Origin of the sequence: Motilimonas thetidivivens, from assembly GCF_046452435.1 — a bacterium.
GTDB lineage: Bacteria > Pseudomonadota > Gammaproteobacteria > Enterobacterales > CBDFNC01 > Motilimonas.
In genome coordinates this window covers 143,939-158,856 of the sequence record NZ_JBKFDK010000007.1, presented here as the reverse complement: position 1 = coordinate 158,856, position 14,918 = coordinate 143,939, and the positions used below count along the sequence as shown (strand labels likewise).

The 14,918-nt window shown below is 44.7% G+C and carries 17 protein-coding genes; 4 read left to right on the top strand and 13 right to left on the bottom strand.

Annotated elements, in window-relative coordinates:
• Nucleotides 1-38 precede the first annotated feature (38 nt).
• The 6 genes from ACK8OT_RS07755 to zapE all read right to left on the bottom strand — a co-directional run bounded on the left by ACK8OT_RS07755 (nucleotide 39) and on the right by zapE (nucleotide 5,142).
• Entirely contained in the window at nucleotides 39-776 is a 738-nt protein-coding gene (locus ACK8OT_RS07755; RefSeq protein WP_410195929.1) for a cytochrome c1, read from the bottom strand.
• Nucleotides 776-2,053 carry a cytochrome b gene (locus ACK8OT_RS07750; RefSeq protein ID WP_410195928.1) on the bottom strand — a complete coding sequence of 426 codons (1,278 nt, stop codon included), beginning with the start codon at nucleotides 2,051-2,053 and terminating at the stop codon, nucleotides 776-778. The genes ACK8OT_RS07755 and ACK8OT_RS07750 overlap by 1 nt, the downstream gene beginning before the upstream one ends.
• Nucleotides 2,053-2,643, bottom strand: coding sequence for a ubiquinol-cytochrome c reductase iron-sulfur subunit (petA, locus tag ACK8OT_RS07745; RefSeq protein WP_410195927.1), 591 nt, complete (start codon nucleotides 2,641-2,643; stop codon nucleotides 2,053-2,055). The genes ACK8OT_RS07750 and petA overlap by 1 nt, the downstream gene beginning before the upstream one ends.
• A gap of 329 nt (nucleotides 2,644-2,972) precedes the next feature.
• Nucleotides 2,973-3,362, bottom strand: coding sequence for a 30S ribosomal protein S9 (gene rpsI / locus ACK8OT_RS07740; protein ID WP_410195926.1), 390 nt, complete (start codon nucleotides 3,360-3,362; stop codon nucleotides 2,973-2,975).
• 16 nt (nucleotides 3,363-3,378) lie between these two features.
• The gene (rplM, locus tag ACK8OT_RS07735) at nucleotides 3,379-3,807 is read right to left on the bottom strand and encodes a 50S ribosomal protein L13 (protein WP_233071997.1); all 429 of its coding nucleotides are present in this window, start codon (nucleotides 3,805-3,807) and stop codon (nucleotides 3,379-3,381) included.
• 228 nt (nucleotides 3,808-4,035) lie between these two features.
• Nucleotides 4,036-5,142 carry a cell division protein ZapE gene (gene zapE, locus ACK8OT_RS07730; protein ID WP_410195925.1) on the bottom strand — a complete coding sequence of 369 codons (1,107 nt, stop codon included), beginning with the start codon at nucleotides 5,140-5,142 and terminating at the stop codon, nucleotides 4,036-4,038.
• Between the two features lie 499 nt (nucleotides 5,143-5,641).
• Between zapE and ACK8OT_RS07725 the strand changes: the two genes are divergently transcribed.
• The 3 genes from ACK8OT_RS07725 to degS all read left to right on the top strand — a co-directional run bounded on the left by ACK8OT_RS07725 (nucleotide 5,642) and on the right by degS (nucleotide 8,974).
• A complete protein-coding gene (locus tag ACK8OT_RS07725; RefSeq protein WP_410195924.1) occupies nucleotides 5,642-6,268 on the top strand; it encodes a Z-ring associated ZapG family protein in 627 nt (208 codons plus the stop codon).
• Nucleotides 6,269-6,418: 150 nt separating this feature from the next.
• The gene (locus tag ACK8OT_RS07720; protein WP_410195923.1) at nucleotides 6,419-7,771 is read left to right on the top strand and encodes a Do family serine endopeptidase; all 1,353 of its coding nucleotides are present in this window, start codon (nucleotides 6,419-6,421) and stop codon (nucleotides 7,769-7,771) included.
• Between the two features lie 93 nt (nucleotides 7,772-7,864).
• Nucleotides 7,865-8,974, top strand: a complete 1,110-nt coding sequence (gene degS, locus ACK8OT_RS07715; RefSeq protein ID WP_410195922.1) for an outer membrane-stress sensor serine endopeptidase DegS — start codon at nucleotides 7,865-7,867, stop codon at nucleotides 8,972-8,974.
• A 110-nt stretch (nucleotides 8,975-9,084) separates the two neighbouring features.
• Here the strand turns inward: degS and murA are convergent, their stop codons facing one another.
• The 7 genes from murA to ACK8OT_RS07680 form a co-directional block, all read right to left on the bottom strand.
• The gene (murA, locus tag ACK8OT_RS07710) at nucleotides 9,085-10,338 is read right to left on the bottom strand and encodes a UDP-N-acetylglucosamine 1-carboxyvinyltransferase (RefSeq protein WP_410195921.1); all 1,254 of its coding nucleotides are present in this window, start codon (nucleotides 10,336-10,338) and stop codon (nucleotides 9,085-9,087) included.
• Between the two features lie 12 nt (nucleotides 10,339-10,350).
• Nucleotides 10,351-10,608: a BolA family protein gene (locus ACK8OT_RS07705; RefSeq protein WP_410195920.1), complete on the bottom strand. Its 258-nt coding sequence runs from the start codon at nucleotides 10,606-10,608 to the stop codon at nucleotides 10,351-10,353.
• Nucleotides 10,609-10,755: 147 nt separating this feature from the next.
• Nucleotides 10,756-11,085 (bottom strand): STAS domain-containing protein, encoded by a 330-nt coding sequence (locus ACK8OT_RS07700; protein WP_410195919.1) that lies wholly within the window; start codon nucleotides 11,083-11,085, stop codon nucleotides 10,756-10,758.
• Nucleotides 11,085-11,732, bottom strand: coding sequence for an MlaC/ttg2D family ABC transporter substrate-binding protein (locus ACK8OT_RS07695; RefSeq protein ID WP_410195918.1), 648 nt, complete (start codon nucleotides 11,730-11,732; stop codon nucleotides 11,085-11,087). The genes ACK8OT_RS07700 and ACK8OT_RS07695 overlap by 1 nt, the downstream gene beginning before the upstream one ends.
• Nucleotides 11,732-12,208 (bottom strand): outer membrane lipid asymmetry maintenance protein MlaD, encoded by a 477-nt coding sequence (gene mlaD / locus ACK8OT_RS07690; protein WP_410195917.1) that lies wholly within the window; start codon nucleotides 12,206-12,208, stop codon nucleotides 11,732-11,734. Before mlaD ends, ACK8OT_RS07695 begins: the two co-directional genes overlap by 1 nt.
• A 9-nt stretch (nucleotides 12,209-12,217) precedes the next feature.
• The gene (gene mlaE, locus ACK8OT_RS07685; RefSeq protein ID WP_410195916.1) at nucleotides 12,218-12,991 is read right to left on the bottom strand and encodes a lipid asymmetry maintenance ABC transporter permease subunit MlaE; all 774 of its coding nucleotides are present in this window, start codon (nucleotides 12,989-12,991) and stop codon (nucleotides 12,218-12,220) included.
• A complete protein-coding gene (locus tag ACK8OT_RS07680) occupies nucleotides 12,988-13,782 on the bottom strand; it encodes an ATP-binding cassette domain-containing protein (protein WP_410195915.1) in 795 nt (264 codons plus the stop codon). The genes mlaE and ACK8OT_RS07680 overlap by 4 nt, the downstream gene beginning before the upstream one ends.
• Nucleotides 13,783-13,923: 141 nt before the next feature.
• Between ACK8OT_RS07680 and ACK8OT_RS07675 the strand changes: the two genes are divergently transcribed.
• Nucleotides 13,924-14,907 (top strand): calcium/sodium antiporter, encoded by a 984-nt coding sequence (locus ACK8OT_RS07675; protein ID WP_410195914.1) that lies wholly within the window; start codon nucleotides 13,924-13,926, stop codon nucleotides 14,905-14,907.
• The last annotated feature ends 11 nt before the right edge of the window (nucleotides 14,908-14,918 follow it).

The following is a 14,918-nucleotide window of genomic DNA, read 5'->3' as shown; positions in this document are numbered from 1 at the left end:
ACCCCATTGCCATTAGTAACAATTTTTATTCGGCTCGATTAATGATGAACGTCGCGCCAGAACTCTTTCTTCAGCAAGTAAGCGGTGATGAAGAAGATAAAGATGAATCCAAGTACGAATACACCTAGACGTTCACGTTCAACACGCATCGGTTCACCAGCATAGACCAAGAAGTTTACCATATCTAACACAGCTTGGTTATATTCATCTGTACTAAGTTCACCACTGCCATCTGCTTCAATCGAAACTAAGGTCTTATGCTCTACGCCGTCAACCATTTCGGTTTCAAATACAGGGTTTGGGATCCCTTGTAGTTCTTCTAACACATGTGGCATACCTACATCAGGAAAGACACTGTTGTTAACACCAAATGGACGACTTGGATCGGCGTAAAAAGAGCGTAAGTAAGTGTATAACCAATCAGCACCACGTAGACGTGCAACTAAGGTTAGATCCGGTGGCGCAGCACCAAACCATTTAGCTGCTTCTTTTTTGTCCATGGCGTTATGCATTAGATCACCAATCTTTTGATCGGTGAAGACTAAATTATCCATCATGATGTCATTTGGAATATCCAGATCGTTAGCAACACGCTCATAACGCTGATAACCCGTAGCATGACAACCAAAACAGTAGTTCATGAACAACTTAGCACCATTTTGCAGTGATGCCTTATCGGTTAAATCATAATCTGCTTTGTCCAAAGGGATACTTGGACCCGCTGCGAACACTAGGCTCGGCAGCAGCGCAAATAAAGTAATAAGTAACTTTTTCATTATTTGGTGATCCTCTCTGGCACTGGCTTACATTTCTCGTTTTTACTGTAAATAAACAGCAAGACAAAGAAGGCAAAATAACCAAATGAACATATTTGAGAGATTAAGGTGTACAGCGGCGTTGCCGGTAATGCACCAAGAATACCCAATACAATGAAACAGATAGTAAACTGAACTATGTTTAATTTGTGCAGTGTACTACGGTAACGAATAGAGCGTACCTTACCGCGATCAATCCAAGGTAAGAAAATCAAAATCGCAACCGAACTACCAAACACGATAACACCTAATAGCTTATCAGGGATCGCACGCAAGATAGCGTAGAAAGGCGTGTAGTACCAAACTGGCGCAATATGCTCAGGTGTCTTCAGACCATTCGCCGGCTCAAAGTTAGGTGGCTCAAGGAAGTAACCACCACCTTCTGGCCAGTAGAAAATCACTGCAGCAAAGAAGAACAGGAATACTGCCACACCTACTACGTCTTTCACCACAAAGTATGGGAAGAATGGGGCTGCATCAACGATATCTTTCTTACCAGAGAACTGCTTGTGGTATTTAAATGGACTTAGTTCACTTTCTGGAACGCTGCCCTTTTTCTTCTTAATCTCAATACCTTCAGGGTTGTTAGAGCCTACTTCATGTAATGCAACTATGTGTAGGAAAACTAACACAACTAAGACTAAAGGTAGCGCAACAACGTGCAGCGCGAAGAAACGCGTTAAGGTTGCACCTGAGATAACAAAGTCACCACGGATCCATTGAGTTAGGTCATCACCAATAATTGGAATAGCACCAAATAATGAGATAATTACTTGCGCACCCCAGAACGACATTTGTCCCCAAGGTAGTAAGTAACCCATGAAGGCTTCAGCCATCAGTACGAAGAAGATCAACATGCCGAATACCCAAATTAGCTCACGCGGCTTTTGGTAAGAACCATAAATAAGACCACGGAACATGTGTAGGTAAACAACAATGAAGAAGAAAGATGCGCCAGTAGAGTGCATGTAGCGTAGTAGCCAACCATACTCAACATCACGCATGATGTATTCAATAGAAGCAAACGCACCTTCTGCCGAAGGGTTGTAGTTCATCGTTAACCAGATACCCGTCAGGATTTGGTTAACCAGTACTAACATGGCCAATGAACCAAAGAAGTACCAAAAGTTAAAGTTAATTGGCGTTGGATATTGGGCTAAATGTTTATTCCAAGTGTCAGACATAGGGATGCGAGCATCAACCCAATCAATGACACCTGTCACTAGTCCTTTAATCATTATGCATCTCCCTCTGATACACCTACTAGTACAGTATTCTCATCTTTAAAATGATAAGGAGGTATAGCTAAGTTCAACGGTGCTGGTACGTTTTGGAATACACGTCCTGCCATGTCAAATTTAGAACCGTGACAAGGACAGAAGAAACCACTTTTCACGCCTTCAACCAATTCACCAAAACTATCTGGTAAATACGTCGGCGAACAACCTAAGTGGGTACAGATACCAACAGCAACAAATATTTCAGGTCTGATTGAACGCTCTGGGTTGGCAGCGTAATCAGGCTGTTGAGGCTCCTGCGAATTAGGATCTCGTAATTTGTCATCATGAGCTGCAAGGTCTTTTAATGCAGCTTCAGTACGGGATACCACCCATACCGGTTTACCTTGCCATTCAATACGAATCAATTGACCAGGTTCAATTTTACTTACATCCACTTCCACCGGTGCACCAGCGGCTTTCGCCTTGGCACTCGGGTTCCATGATTTGATAAATGGCACGGCGACACCCACAGCCCCTACTGCTCCGACAACAGCTGTTGTCGCAGTAAGAAACATACGTCGGCCAGTATTCACAGGCGCATTGCTCATCCAAAAACTCTCCCTACGGACTCCGCGATTATTATTATTTCCCTTGCGGTAAATCAATTCTAGCTTTTATGCAGATTTCTGCGTTACGGGGTCGGTATATTTGTCACAGAAAAATCGTGTGAATTCTAAAGAAATAGCCGCAATTTGACAAGCTGATAATGTCTTTAACATTTTTTCAGCATCTAATTCTGAGAGTTAACCACAAGACAAGTTCAACTCTGTCGAAATATTGCGCTTTATGTCTGTGCCCAACGCCAAACAAGACGATATGCAACAGGTAAAAAAAAACCCGACAAAAGTCGGGTTTTGTATTCTCGAAAAACGAAATATTAACGTTTTGAGAATTGTGGACGTTTACGTGCTTTGTGTAGACCCACTTTCTTACGCTCAACTTTACGCGCATCACGAGTAACGAAACCAGCTGCACGTAGCTCGCTACGTAGAGTCTCGTCGTACTCCATTAGAGCACGTGTGATACCGTGACGGATAGCACCAGCTTGACCTGTAGTACCACCACCTTTAACAGTTACCTTGATGTCGAACTTTTCAGTTAGTTCAGTCAACTCTAGTGGCTGACGAACAACCATGCGAGAAGTTTCACGACCGAAAAACTCTTCAAGAGAACGGTTGTTGATTGTTAGGTTACCGCTACCCGCTTTTAGGAAAACGCGAGCAGTAGCGCTTTTGCGACGACCAGTGCCGTAGTATTGATTTGCCATTTGCCTGAATTCCGTATTAGATGTCTAAAACTTGTGGTTGTTGAGCTGCATGTTGATGCTCAGAACCCGCGTAAACTTTCAATTTACGGAACATTGCGCGGCCTAGAGGACCTTTTGGCAACATACCTTTAACAGCTGATTGAATCACACGCTCTGGCGCTTTTTCGATTAGCTTTTCGAAAGAGATTGATTTCAAACCACCTGGGTAACCAGTGTGAGAGTGATAAATCTTACCAGCAGCTTTATTGCCAGTTACAGCAATCTTCTCACAGTTAACAACGATGATGTAATCACCAGTGTCAACGTGTGGAGTGTATTCTGCTTTATGCTTACCGCGTAGGCGAGAAGCGATTTCAGTAGCTAAACGACCTAAAGTTTTACCTTCAGCATCTACCACATACCAGTCGCGTTGTACGCTTTCTGGTTTTGCAACAAAAGTTTTCATTAAACTCTTACCCAAAATTAAAAAATGTTACGAAATGACTACTTAACACTTAAAGTAGCGATTAAATACCACCTTCGTACCCCTTCGAATACGAACACTTGGTGCCAACAAATCCACCAAAGTTGGTGATTGTAACTGGGGGTCGCAGGATTATACGGAAAAGCATTTTAGAAATCATCTTTTTTTGTCGCTAATTTGGGCTAGATTGTCGCTAATTTAGCCAAATAGCTAAGCTAAATGCTCTCTCGCCAAGTACTCTTTACTTTGCATCTCTTGCAAACGAGACAGACAACGCTGAAACTCAAAGCTTAGGCGGCCACCACGATAAAGCTGGTCCATTTCCACTTCGGCCGAAATAATCAGAGCCACATGACGCTCGTAGAATTCATCTACCATGGCAATAAAACGACGAGCCGCATCATCATTGTCCCCACCCATCACCTTGACATTGGCTAGCAGCACAGTGTGATAGATTTTCGCCATCTCAATATAATCATTTTGACTGCGCGCACTTTCACATAAGGCCGAAAATGCAATAAACAAGACGCTGTCGGCTTCCGCTATGACCGGGATCTGGCGATTGAGAATATCTATCGAAAGATCATATTGGCGCGGTTCATTGGAAAGTTGTAGAAAATATCGCTGTAGATTTTCATTGGCCTTGTCGTCAAGTGGCGCATGATAAATCTCAGCCTGCTCCAAGGTACGCAGCCGATAATCTATGCCACTGTCCACATTCACGATTTGGCAATGCCGATTAATCAACTTGATCGCAGGAATAAACCGCTCTCGCTGTAAGCCATTTCGATAAAGCTCATCGGGAATGATATTGGACGTAGCGACCAGCACCACGCCGCGCTCAAATAGCGCCTCAAACAAGGTGCCCAATAACATGGCATCAGTGATGTCAGAAACGAAAAACTCATCAAAGCAAATCACCCGCGCTTCGGCTGCAAGTTTGTCAGCAATCACTAACAAAGGATCAGGCTGATGTTTCAACAAGCCTAACTCTTGGTGCACTCGGTGCATAAAGCGATGAAAATGCACCCGCATTTTTTCTGTGAAGGGCAAGCAATCAAAAAAGGTATCAACTAAATAAGTCTTACCTCGTCCCACCCCGCCCCAAAAATACAAACCTTGAACGGGTTCAATCGGCTCAGTTTTTTGAAATTTAAGCTTGATACGATTTAGCCAACTACTCGTATCAGGCTTAGGCATCGGCTTTAATAAGTCATGATAAAGCCTATCTAGCGCCAATACTGCTTGCTCTTGGGCTGCATCGTAAAAAAAATCTTCACGTTTTAAATCATTTTGGTACTTGAGTAATGGCGTCACAGGCTTTATTTATATCCTTAAATGGTTAAGCTGAGTCTGTTGCCGCAAGCTTTACCAATCTTTCACAAAATTGCAACAGCAAGTGATAGCAATGTATACCCAATCAACCTGGAGATGCTTGATTTCAGCAAGAGTTTACAGGCGTTTAGGCAAGGCATTGATTGCAGGTAATGGTTGTTCCCTTATCAAAATCAATAACGCGGCATAAACACCTGTAAAACTTGCCCTTTGGGAGCGCCACCGTACCTCCACTACGTTGTTACGCTAATTTAGAAGGTACCTACATTCCTGCATTAGCGTGCCTAGTATTGAAAGCACGGTGGCGCTCTGAGACATGCATCTTCAAGTAGATTGGGTATATACTCAAGTTTAATTTAGCTCCAGCAATTTCTGGGGTTAATTGCTTGAAAGTGATGGCGCGAGGTAACAATTACCATGACTCAAGGTCACCAACGCGCCCATTATTATCTTTAATACTCTTTATTGAGCCGGAGTTAGCATGACAGAAGTAACCATCATCAGCGTTTTCTTATTCGCCCTCGTTATCGGTTTCATGATTGGGCGCCGTTTTCCTAGCAACAAACAAGCCGCCAAATTTGAGCAACAAGTCACCGAACAACAGCAGCAGCTTAATGATTACCAGACTCAACTTTCAGCTTGCCAAAGTGAACTAAAACAGCAAGCCGCAGAGCAAAGTAAATATCAGCAGCAAGTCTCAACCCATTTTGCCAAAACAGCGGATCTAATGGACAGCATCGCGCAGCAATATCAAACCTTATACCAACATATGTCAACCGATGCAGCGCAGTTGCTGCCGGCCGAAGAAGCGTCGCGCAGCATTTCTATTTTCAAGCGCAACAAACACGAGCCTGAAACGGCTCAATTAACTGACACAACCACATTGGCAGCTGAGCGTTCACCGGAGCAAGAACAACAAGACGAAGAACCCACGGAAGCTTCAACAACAACTAAAGCAGCCTCTATCGAATCTGAGCAGCCGGAAAACAGCGAAGAAACAAAGCAAGAGCCACTAGAGCCGAGAGCAAAAGAGCCTCAGCCATCGGGGCTAGATGCAACTTCTGACGACCAAAAACCGGAGCAAGAGACACAAGATAAGAACAAGTAAAACGCGACATCTAGACTACGCGCCAAAGCGCTGTTTTTGGCGTGTTAGCAAAGCCAATGTCAACTAGGGTAAAGATCTGTAAAGAGCTTAATTGTCTAAGCTTTTATTGAGGTATAACGCTACATATCGTATTTTAGGAGAGCACGCATTATGAAAAAATCGGTTTCCGTTTTAACTGCAATTGCACTATCCACCGCGATGGCCTTTGGTAGCATTTCAGCACAAGCTGCCCACCCACTCCACGTCGACGGCCAAAATTTACCCAGCCTAGCACCATTATTGGAGCAGGTTTCTCCTGCGGTCGTGAATATTTCCGTTGCAGGCACTAAAGTCACCAGACAAAATATTCCCGAGCCATTTCGTCATTTCTTTGGCCCGGATGCCCTTGAGGGCGCCAAACAACCTTTTCGAGGCCTTGGCTCGGGCGTCATTATTGATGCCGACAAGGGCTATGTGATCACTAACTACCATGTTATTCATCAAGCAGATGAAATAAAAGTGACCCTCAATAACGGTAAAGAATATCTGGCTGAAAAGATTGGTGAAGATCAACAGTCCGACATTGCATTACTAAAAATCGATGGTAAAAATCTGACCGAAATTAAACTCGCCAATTCCGATGATCTGCGCGTCGGCGACTTTACCATCGCGATCGGTAACCCCTTTGGTTTAGGGCAAACGGTCACCTCAGGTATTGTTAGCGCACTTGGCCGCAGCGGCTTGAACATCGAAAACTATGAGAACTTTATCCAAACCGATGCCGCTATCAACAGTGGTAACTCGGGCGGCGCGCTACTTAACCTGAACGGTGAGTTGATTGGTATCAACACCGCAATCTTAGGCCCTAATGGTGGCAACATAGGCATCGGTTTTGCTATTCCCGTCAACATGGTTAAAAACCTCACAGCACAAATCCTTGAATACGGTGAAGTGCGCCGTGGCTTATTGGGCATCACAGGCCGAGAACTAACGCCAGAGCTTGCCGAAGCCTTTGGCCATGATACGCAACATGGCGCCTTTGTTAATGAAGTTGTAGCGGGCTCAGCTGCCGAGCAAGCTGGCATCGAGGCGGGTGATATTATCACTAAGCTAAACAATCAGAAGATCCGAACCTTCAGTGAGCTACGCGCCAAAATAGCGACCTTAGGGGCAGGTAAAAAAGTCACCCTAACCGTGGTAAGAGATGGCAAAGAGAAAGTCTTTAACGTCACCCTGCAACAAGCTAAAGAGTCTAACATTGCAGCTAAATCACTCCATCCAGCACTCGATGGCGCATCATTAAGTAACAGCGACGATAAAGTCAAAGGAGTACTGGTTGAAGAGGTTAAGCCTAATTCACCTGCTGCCCGTGCGGGTCTTGAGCAAGGGGATATTATTTTGGGCATCAATCGCTATCGCGTCAAAGACATGGATGATATGCGTAAGGTTATTGAGGATAAACCCGCCGTACTGGCGCTGAATATCAAGCGCGGAAACGCCTCTTTATATCGTGTAATACGCTAAAACTTTTGCCTTGGTCAAACGCTCGCAATGCGGGCGTTTTTTTTGCCCCATTTTTTGTTATCCTGCTTTTTTTATTTAAACAATTAACTGATCATGTCTTCAGCGCTGCGCTATATCCTCAAATCTGTTGCTATCGGCTTATTTATTGCCATTTTTTTACTGATCTTTTTCCCGCCGCTGCGTAATAATCATGAGCTGCCTTTTGCCGAACAAATAGAGACCTATAGCGGTCAAGTCGACGGCTATAGCAACGCGGTGCGCCGAGCGGCTCCTGCGGTGGTTAATATCTATTCGCAAAATTACCAACGCTCCAACATAAATAGCCCACCCGAGCTGCGTCCAACCGGACTTGGCTCAGGTATTATTATGAGCGAAAAAGGGTATATTTTAACCAACATGCACGTGGTTGAAGAGGCCGATCAGGTACTGGTTGCGCTGCAAGATGGCCGCTTACTCACGGCGCAAATGATCGGTGCCGATAAGGTGACCGACCTTGCAGTGTTACAAATCGATGCCGAAAACCTGCCCGTTATACCACAAAACCCCGCTTACTCACCTAAGGTTGGCGATTTAGTATTGGCTATCGGCAATCCTTACAACATAGGCCAAACCGTTACTCAGGGCATTATTAGTGCAACCGGACGCACCGGCATCAGTTCCACGGGACGCCAAGACTTCTTACAAACAGATGCCGCCATTAACCGAGGAAATTCAGGTGGAGCCTTGATCAACAGCCGCGGCGAAATGGTCGGGATTAATACCTCAGCCTTTCATGTCACTCAAAACCTAGATAGCTACGGCATTAGCTTTGCTGTGCCCTATCTGCTGGTTGCGCGTATCATGGATAGCTTAATTAAAGACGGACGAGTGATCCGTGGCTCAATTGGCGTACTTGGCGGGCCAATCAACCCTGTCATGGCCAAACTTTGGGGTATAGAAGCTCAGCAAGGCATCATGATCACAGGGGTTATGCCTGATGGCCCCGCCGATATAGCCGGAATGAAAACATCCGACGTGATGTTAGCCATCAACGAATCACCCGTAACTGGGGTTTCCGATGTACTTGATCGCGTGGCTGAAGTTCGCCCCGGCGAGGAGATTAAGGTCAAACTTTTACGTGACGGCGAAGAGCTTGAGCTAACAATAGAAGTCGCCGACTTTGATGTGCTCAAACAACAGCAAGAATCCTTAAGCGAATATTAATCGAAAACGAAACTCTTGAATTAAATCCTTTATCTAAACTCTCCAGCTAAATCCAAGCTAAAAAAATAGCCGCATCAGCGGCTATTATCATCTCTTATGAGCGCTAATGCTTAAGCAATTCGCTCCATGGTCGCGCCAAGTGGAATGAGTTTATTCTCGATACACTCATAGCCGCGATCAATATGGTAAATACGATCTACTATGGTCTCGCCCTTAGCCACTAAGCCTGCGATAACCAAGCTGGCAGAAGCACGTAGGTCAGTCGCCATCACTTGTGCGCCCGATAGTTGCTTGGTATGCGCACAAATTGCGGTGTTACCTTCTAGCTCAACATCGGCCCCCATGCGCTGTAATTCTGGCACGTGCATAAAACGGTTTTCAAAAATGGTTTCCGTCACGCGCCCAGCCCCTTCGGCAACCACGTTTAACACAGTAAACTGAGCTTGCATATCCGTTGGAAAGCCAGGATAAGGTACGGTCTTCACGTTAACCGATTTAAGGGGACGATCACGCATATCACACGAGATCCAATCATCGCCAGATTCAATTAACGCACCCGCATCTTCTAGTTTAGCGAGTACCGCCTCAAGTAGCTTAGGACTGGTTTTACGGCAAGTGATCTTGCCACCGGTTACCGCAGCAGCCACTAAGAAGGTGCCTGTTTCGATGCGATCGGGTTGAACTTGATAATGACCACCGGTTAAGGCTTCAACACCTTCAATGGTGATAGTGTCCGTGCCAGCGCCAGAAATTTTACCACCCAACTCATTAATAAAGTTTGCTAAGTCAACCACTTCAGGTTCACGAGCTGCATTATCAATCACGGTGGTACCGTCAGCAAGAGCAGCCGCCATCATTAAGTTTTCGGTGCCTGTTACACTCACCATATCCATCACGATATGCGCGCCTTTTAAGCGGCCATCAACGCGAGCTTTAATATAGCCATCTTCAACAACGATGTTTGCACCCATTAGTTCTAAACCGTGAATGTGCAAGTTGACGGGTCTAGCGCCGATAGCACAGCCACCCGGCAGCGACACATCCGCTTTACCGTACTTTGCCACTAAAGGGCCAAGTGCTAGGATAGATGCACGCATGGTTTTAACTAAATCATAAGGAGCCTTCTGACAGTTAACCCCGCCAGCATTGATGACAACTTCACCATTTTGCTCAGCACTTGCACCTAATTCACGCAGTAACGCTAAAGTAGTGCGAATATCACGCAGTTTAGGAACATTAGAAATCACAACTTCATGATTAGAAAGCAAGGTAGCAAACAGAATAGGTAACGCTGCGTTTTTCGCACCCGAAATAGTTACCTCGCCGTTTAGGGTGCACCCACCTTTAATTAAAAACTTATCCATTAATACCTCGAATTAGGATGGCTGATTAAATATTTTTTCTTTCTGCCATTGCTGAGGCGTAAAAGCTTTAATACTGAGGGCGTGGATCGTGTTTGCGGCAATTTCTTCCATCAAGGGAGCGTAGATGGTTTGTTGCTGTTTAACGCGACTCATGTCATTAAATATGTCGGCCACAGCAATCACTTGAAAATGATTACCTTCACCTTTGACATAGCACTCTGCAAGAGGGAGTGCAGCTAATAACTTCGCCTCTATCTCTTTTGGATCCATTTTAAATCCTACTTTTAAAGTTAGAAAAAATACGAAAAAGCATGGGCTAGCTGATAGCAGGATCAGTCTTATATGCCACAAAGCCAGCTGTTTTATCACCAATTGCAGTTAAGTTAAACAGCTAAGGCTCGATTAATCCTGATTTTGTTAACAATCGCGCTTTTCATTTGCGCAACCAGACGCGGGGAATAAAGCGGTTAAACCATATAAATCAGCAAGCTGGCTTAAATCTGCAGGATAATTGACAAAACGTAATTGCGGATCAGTAAAGTAAGTCACAAGCCATGCAAGCCCAGCGGAATCAAATGCATGAATTCCGCTAAGATCAACTGTCTTTACCGCAGCATTGATTGATGGGACCTGCGACTCGACCTGGCTTGAAATAAGCTCTCCCGATAATATTAAATTATCGTCGACTACAGAGTAACTTAATCGCGCCACAGCTGCGGGGTTCAGAGCCAAATCGACGGCTGACATTAGTTACTACTTCCCATGGCTTTATTTTTAGCAATTAATTGCTCAGTCACCTTGTCTATACCTTGCTTGCGAATCAAGCCGCCCAATTCAGACTGCTTAGTGGTTAACAAGCTAACCCCCTCGGTCACAACATCAAACACACGCCACACCGGTGTTTTGTTACTTTTATCTTGGCTTTTACCCGCTCTTAATTTGAACACCACATTAATTTCCGGCGCCCCTTCTTGAACAAAAGAGACCGGCACACTAACGATTTTTTGCCCTGCGACATTTTTTCGCGAGCCCAATTTTAGGGTTTGTTCATCATACTGAAACAACACGTTAGAATAAGTGATCACCATATGGTCACGAAAAGCCTCAACAAATGCTTCACGCTGCGCAGGAGTGGTATTTTTTAGCTCAGGACCAATAACCTTATATGCCGAATATTTGATGTCTACGTAAAACAATAAGTCTTCTCGGACAATTTGCTCAGCGTAGCTAGGATCTTGTTCTAACTTAACTTGCTCAGTTTTAACTCGAGTAAAAACATCCGTCGCTACGTCTTCTACCAATTGATAAGGATCTTGATATTCTTGCTGTGCAGCAGATAAAGAAATACTCATCACCAATAAACAAATCGCACTAAACCAACGAAAAAGCATCATTATTCCTTATCTTTGTCTTGCATAGAAAATAAAAACTGGCCAATCAAATCTTCCAACACTAAGGCCGATTTAGTGTCATAAATAGTATCGCCATCACCGAGCAACTCAATATCTTCATCAATAAAGCCGGGGCGTAACCCAATAAACTGCTCTCCCAGTAAACCTGCCGTCAAAATCGATAGCGAGCTGGTTTCAGGATAATAGCCAAATTTTTGATCCATTTTTAAGGTGACCAATGGTGTATAGCTGTCAGGATCTAAGGTGATAGCTTCAACTCGCCCGACCACGACCCCACCCAGTTTTACCGGTGAGCGAACCTTAAGGCCGCCAATATTGTCGAACTTAGCCATCAGCATATAGCTGCCTTGGTCGCGACTAAAGGAAAAACCAGCAACCTGCATCACTAATAAAACCAGCGCTAAACAACTGGCTAAAATAAAACAACCTACCGCAAAATGAATTTTCTTTTCACTCATTACGACTTCCTAGCCATACATAAAAATAGTTAAAACAAAATCTAACGCTAACACCAATAAGGAAGCATTAACCACCGTTCGTGTGGTCGCTTCACTAATACCTGCCGACGAAGGCTTCGCGTAATAGCCGTTATATAGTGCGACCCAAACAATCACAAAGGCAAACACGGCACTTTTAATAAAGCCGTAAATGATGTCCAGCTTAACATCGACACTGGCCTGCATCACCGACCAAAAGCCACCACTATCAATGCCTTTCCAATTGACGCCAACAACACTGCCGCCCCAAATAGCAATCAGTGAAAACATAAAGGCCAGCATGGGCATAGCCAGTACGCCTCCCCAAAACCGCGGTGCAATAATCCGTTTAAGGGGATCAACAGCCATCATTTCCATGCTTGCGAGTTGCTCGGTGGCTTTCATTAAACCCACCTCGGCGGTTAATGCCGAACCAGCACGACCAGCAAACAACAATGCCGTTACAACAGGGCCAAGCTCTCGCAACAATGAAAGTGCGACCATGGTGCCAAGACTTTGCTCGGCGCCGTAATTGATTAATACATTATAGCCCTGCAGACCGAGCACCATACCAATGAACAAACCTGCCACTAAAATAATTGGCAAAGATAAAACACCTAGTTGGTACACCTGCAACAAAACCAAGCGCCCCAACTTTAATGTTGGCTTGGCAAACAGGGCACTCACTAGCATAGCGCCAGCGGCACCAAGCTGCAGTATAAAGCGGATGGTGCGCTGGCCGAGTTGTTGAATAGCGGCGATCACGATGACATTAAATCCTCTACAAAATCAGTGGCGGGATAGTGAAACGGCACTGGACCGTTGGGCAAACCATTAACAAACTGAATTAAGCGGGGATCCGGATTCGATTTTATTTCGCTTGGTGTGCCCTGCGCGATAATACTCTGATCCGCTAAAACATAAACGTAATCCGCTATTTCGAGTACTTCCTTAACATCATGACTCACCACAATCGACGTCAGCCCCAACGAGTGATTCAAATCCCGAATTAACTTTAACAACACCCCCATTGAAATAGGGTCTTGGCCTGCAAAGGGTTCGTCGTACATCATTAACTCTGGATCGAGTGCCGTAGCGCGCGCCAAAGCCACTCGTCGAGCCATTCCGCCAGATAATTCCGTGGCCAATAAATTTTCTGCACCGCGCAGGCCAACAGACTCTAACTTCATCCGTACTAAGGTTCGCAATACACTTTCATCTAAATGGGTGTGCTCGCGAAGCGGAAAAGCCACATTTTCAAATACCGTTAATTCGGGGAACAAGGCACCACTTTGAAACAATAACCCCATCTTTCTGCGTAACTTAAACAGTTGCGCTCGATTCGCATGTGTCACACTTTGGTCAGCAAAGAAAACCTCACCTTGGGTGGGGGTTAGCTGACCGCCGATCAGTTTAAGTAAGGTGGTTTTGCCTATGCCACTAGGGCCTAAAATAGCCGTAATCTGGCCTCGCCTGACATTAAGGTTTAAGTTATTAAATAAAACACGTTGCTGCCTAGCAAAGTGCATTCCACAAACCCGAACAAGATGTTCCATTTAAGCGGTTCCATTATTACAAATTTACCGAAAATACAGAGCATTATTTTATGCTCAATAATAAACATACTCAAACACTTCACATTTGTTACCAGAAACGAGAAAATACTGTTTTTCGATCACAGTTTTTAGAAAGGAATTATGGAAGCGAATATCCTTTGGCTTAATATAATAATACTCGTTGTTAGCCTAGCAGCATTGGTATGGAGTGCAGACAAATTTGTCTTTGGTGCTGCGGCTATCGCTCGCAACTTGGGGATTTCTCCTTTGGTTATCGGCCTAACCATAGTCGCAATGGGGTCTTCGGCCCCCGAGATGATGGTTGCAGCAAGTGCCAGTTTAAATGCCCCACCCAATACCGCGATCGCGATAGGTAATGCGATTGGTTCAAACATCACCAATATTACTTTAGTGCTTGGTTTAACGGCTCTGCTTCGCCCTATGTTAGTCGCTTCTTCAACCATGCGCCGCGAGCTGCCTATGGTAATGCTAACGAGTTTGTTGGCCGCGTGGTTATTGTGGGATTTGCAATTAACTCTGCTTGAAGGCTCATTATTAATGCTAGGTTTCTTCGCCACCATCGGCGGTCTAACCTATATGGCACTAAAAAACCCAGATCAGCAAGACCCCTTAGTCAGTGAGCTAGAAGAGGAAATCCCTTCCGATGTACCACTATGGCAAGCTTTATTCTGGTTAGTGTTAGGTCTTGGCTTGTTAATTTACAGCTCAGACAAATTGGTCGAATCTGCTGTGGGTATTGCACAATATTTTGGTATTTCAGACTTGGTTATCGGCTTAACCATCATTGCAATCGGCACCAGTTTACCGGAATTAGCCGCATGTATTGCGAGTGTGCTAAAAAAAGAAGGCGATTTAGCCCTAGGTAATATTGTTGGCTCAAACATTTTCAACATTCTTGCCGTGCTGGCTATTCCGGGTCTTATAGCCCCTGGAGCCATAGATGCGAGCGCAGCCGGTCGTGATATGTATTACATGTTAGGGGTAACGGTTTTACTGCTAATTGTGGCTGGTAATGGCAAAATCAAGGAAATTACCCGAGTCGAAGGCGGATTACTGTTAGCCTGCTTTATTGCTTATCAGGTATTATTGTTTTACACCATGTAACCAGATTAAGG

Bases quoted from the DNA above. Each gene is read 5' to 3' on its own strand.
- ACK8OT_RS07755 (WP_410195929.1), bottom strand. From the start codon at position 776: ATGAAAAAGTTACTTATTACTTTATTTGCGCTGCTGCCGAGCCTAGTG.
- ACK8OT_RS07750 (WP_410195928.1), bottom strand. From the start codon at position 2,053: ATGATTAAAGGACTAGTGACAGGTGTCATTGATTGGGTTGATGCTCGC.
- petA (WP_410195927.1), bottom strand. From the start codon at position 2,643: ATGAGCAATGCGCCTGTGAATACTGGCCGACGTATGTTTCTTACTGCG.
- rpsI (WP_410195926.1), bottom strand. From the start codon at position 3,362: ATGGCAAATCAATACTACGGCACTGGTCGTCGCAAAAGCGCTACTGCT.
- rplM (WP_233071997.1), bottom strand. From the start codon at position 3,807: ATGAAAACTTTTGTTGCAAAACCAGAAAGCGTACAACGCGACTGGTAT.
- ACK8OT_RS07725 (WP_410195924.1), top strand. From the start codon at position 5,642: ATGACAGAAGTAACCATCATCAGCGTTTTCTTATTCGCCCTCGTTATC.
- ACK8OT_RS07720 (WP_410195923.1), top strand. From the start codon at position 6,419: ATGAAAAAATCGGTTTCCGTTTTAACTGCAATTGCACTATCCACCGCG.
- degS (WP_410195922.1), top strand. From the start codon at position 7,865: ATGTCTTCAGCGCTGCGCTATATCCTCAAATCTGTTGCTATCGGCTTA.
- murA (WP_410195921.1), bottom strand. From the start codon at position 10,338: ATGGATAAGTTTTTAATTAAAGGTGGGTGCACCCTAAACGGCGAGGTA.
- ACK8OT_RS07705 (WP_410195920.1), bottom strand. From the start codon at position 10,608: ATGGATCCAAAAGAGATAGAGGCGAAGTTATTAGCTGCACTCCCTCTT.
- ACK8OT_RS07700 (WP_410195919.1), bottom strand. From the start codon at position 11,085: ATGTCAGCCGTCGATTTGGCTCTGAACCCCGCAGCTGTGGCGCGATTA.
- ACK8OT_RS07695 (WP_410195918.1), bottom strand. From the start codon at position 11,732: ATGATGCTTTTTCGTTGGTTTAGTGCGATTTGTTTATTGGTGATGAGT.
- mlaD (WP_410195917.1), bottom strand. From the start codon at position 12,208: ATGAGTGAAAAGAAAATTCATTTTGCGGTAGGTTGTTTTATTTTAGCC.
- ACK8OT_RS07680 (WP_410195915.1), bottom strand. From the start codon at position 13,782: ATGGAACATCTTGTTCGGGTTTGTGGAATGCACTTTGCTAGGCAGCAA.
- ACK8OT_RS07675 (WP_410195914.1), top strand. From the start codon at position 13,924: ATGGAAGCGAATATCCTTTGGCTTAATATAATAATACTCGTTGTTAGC.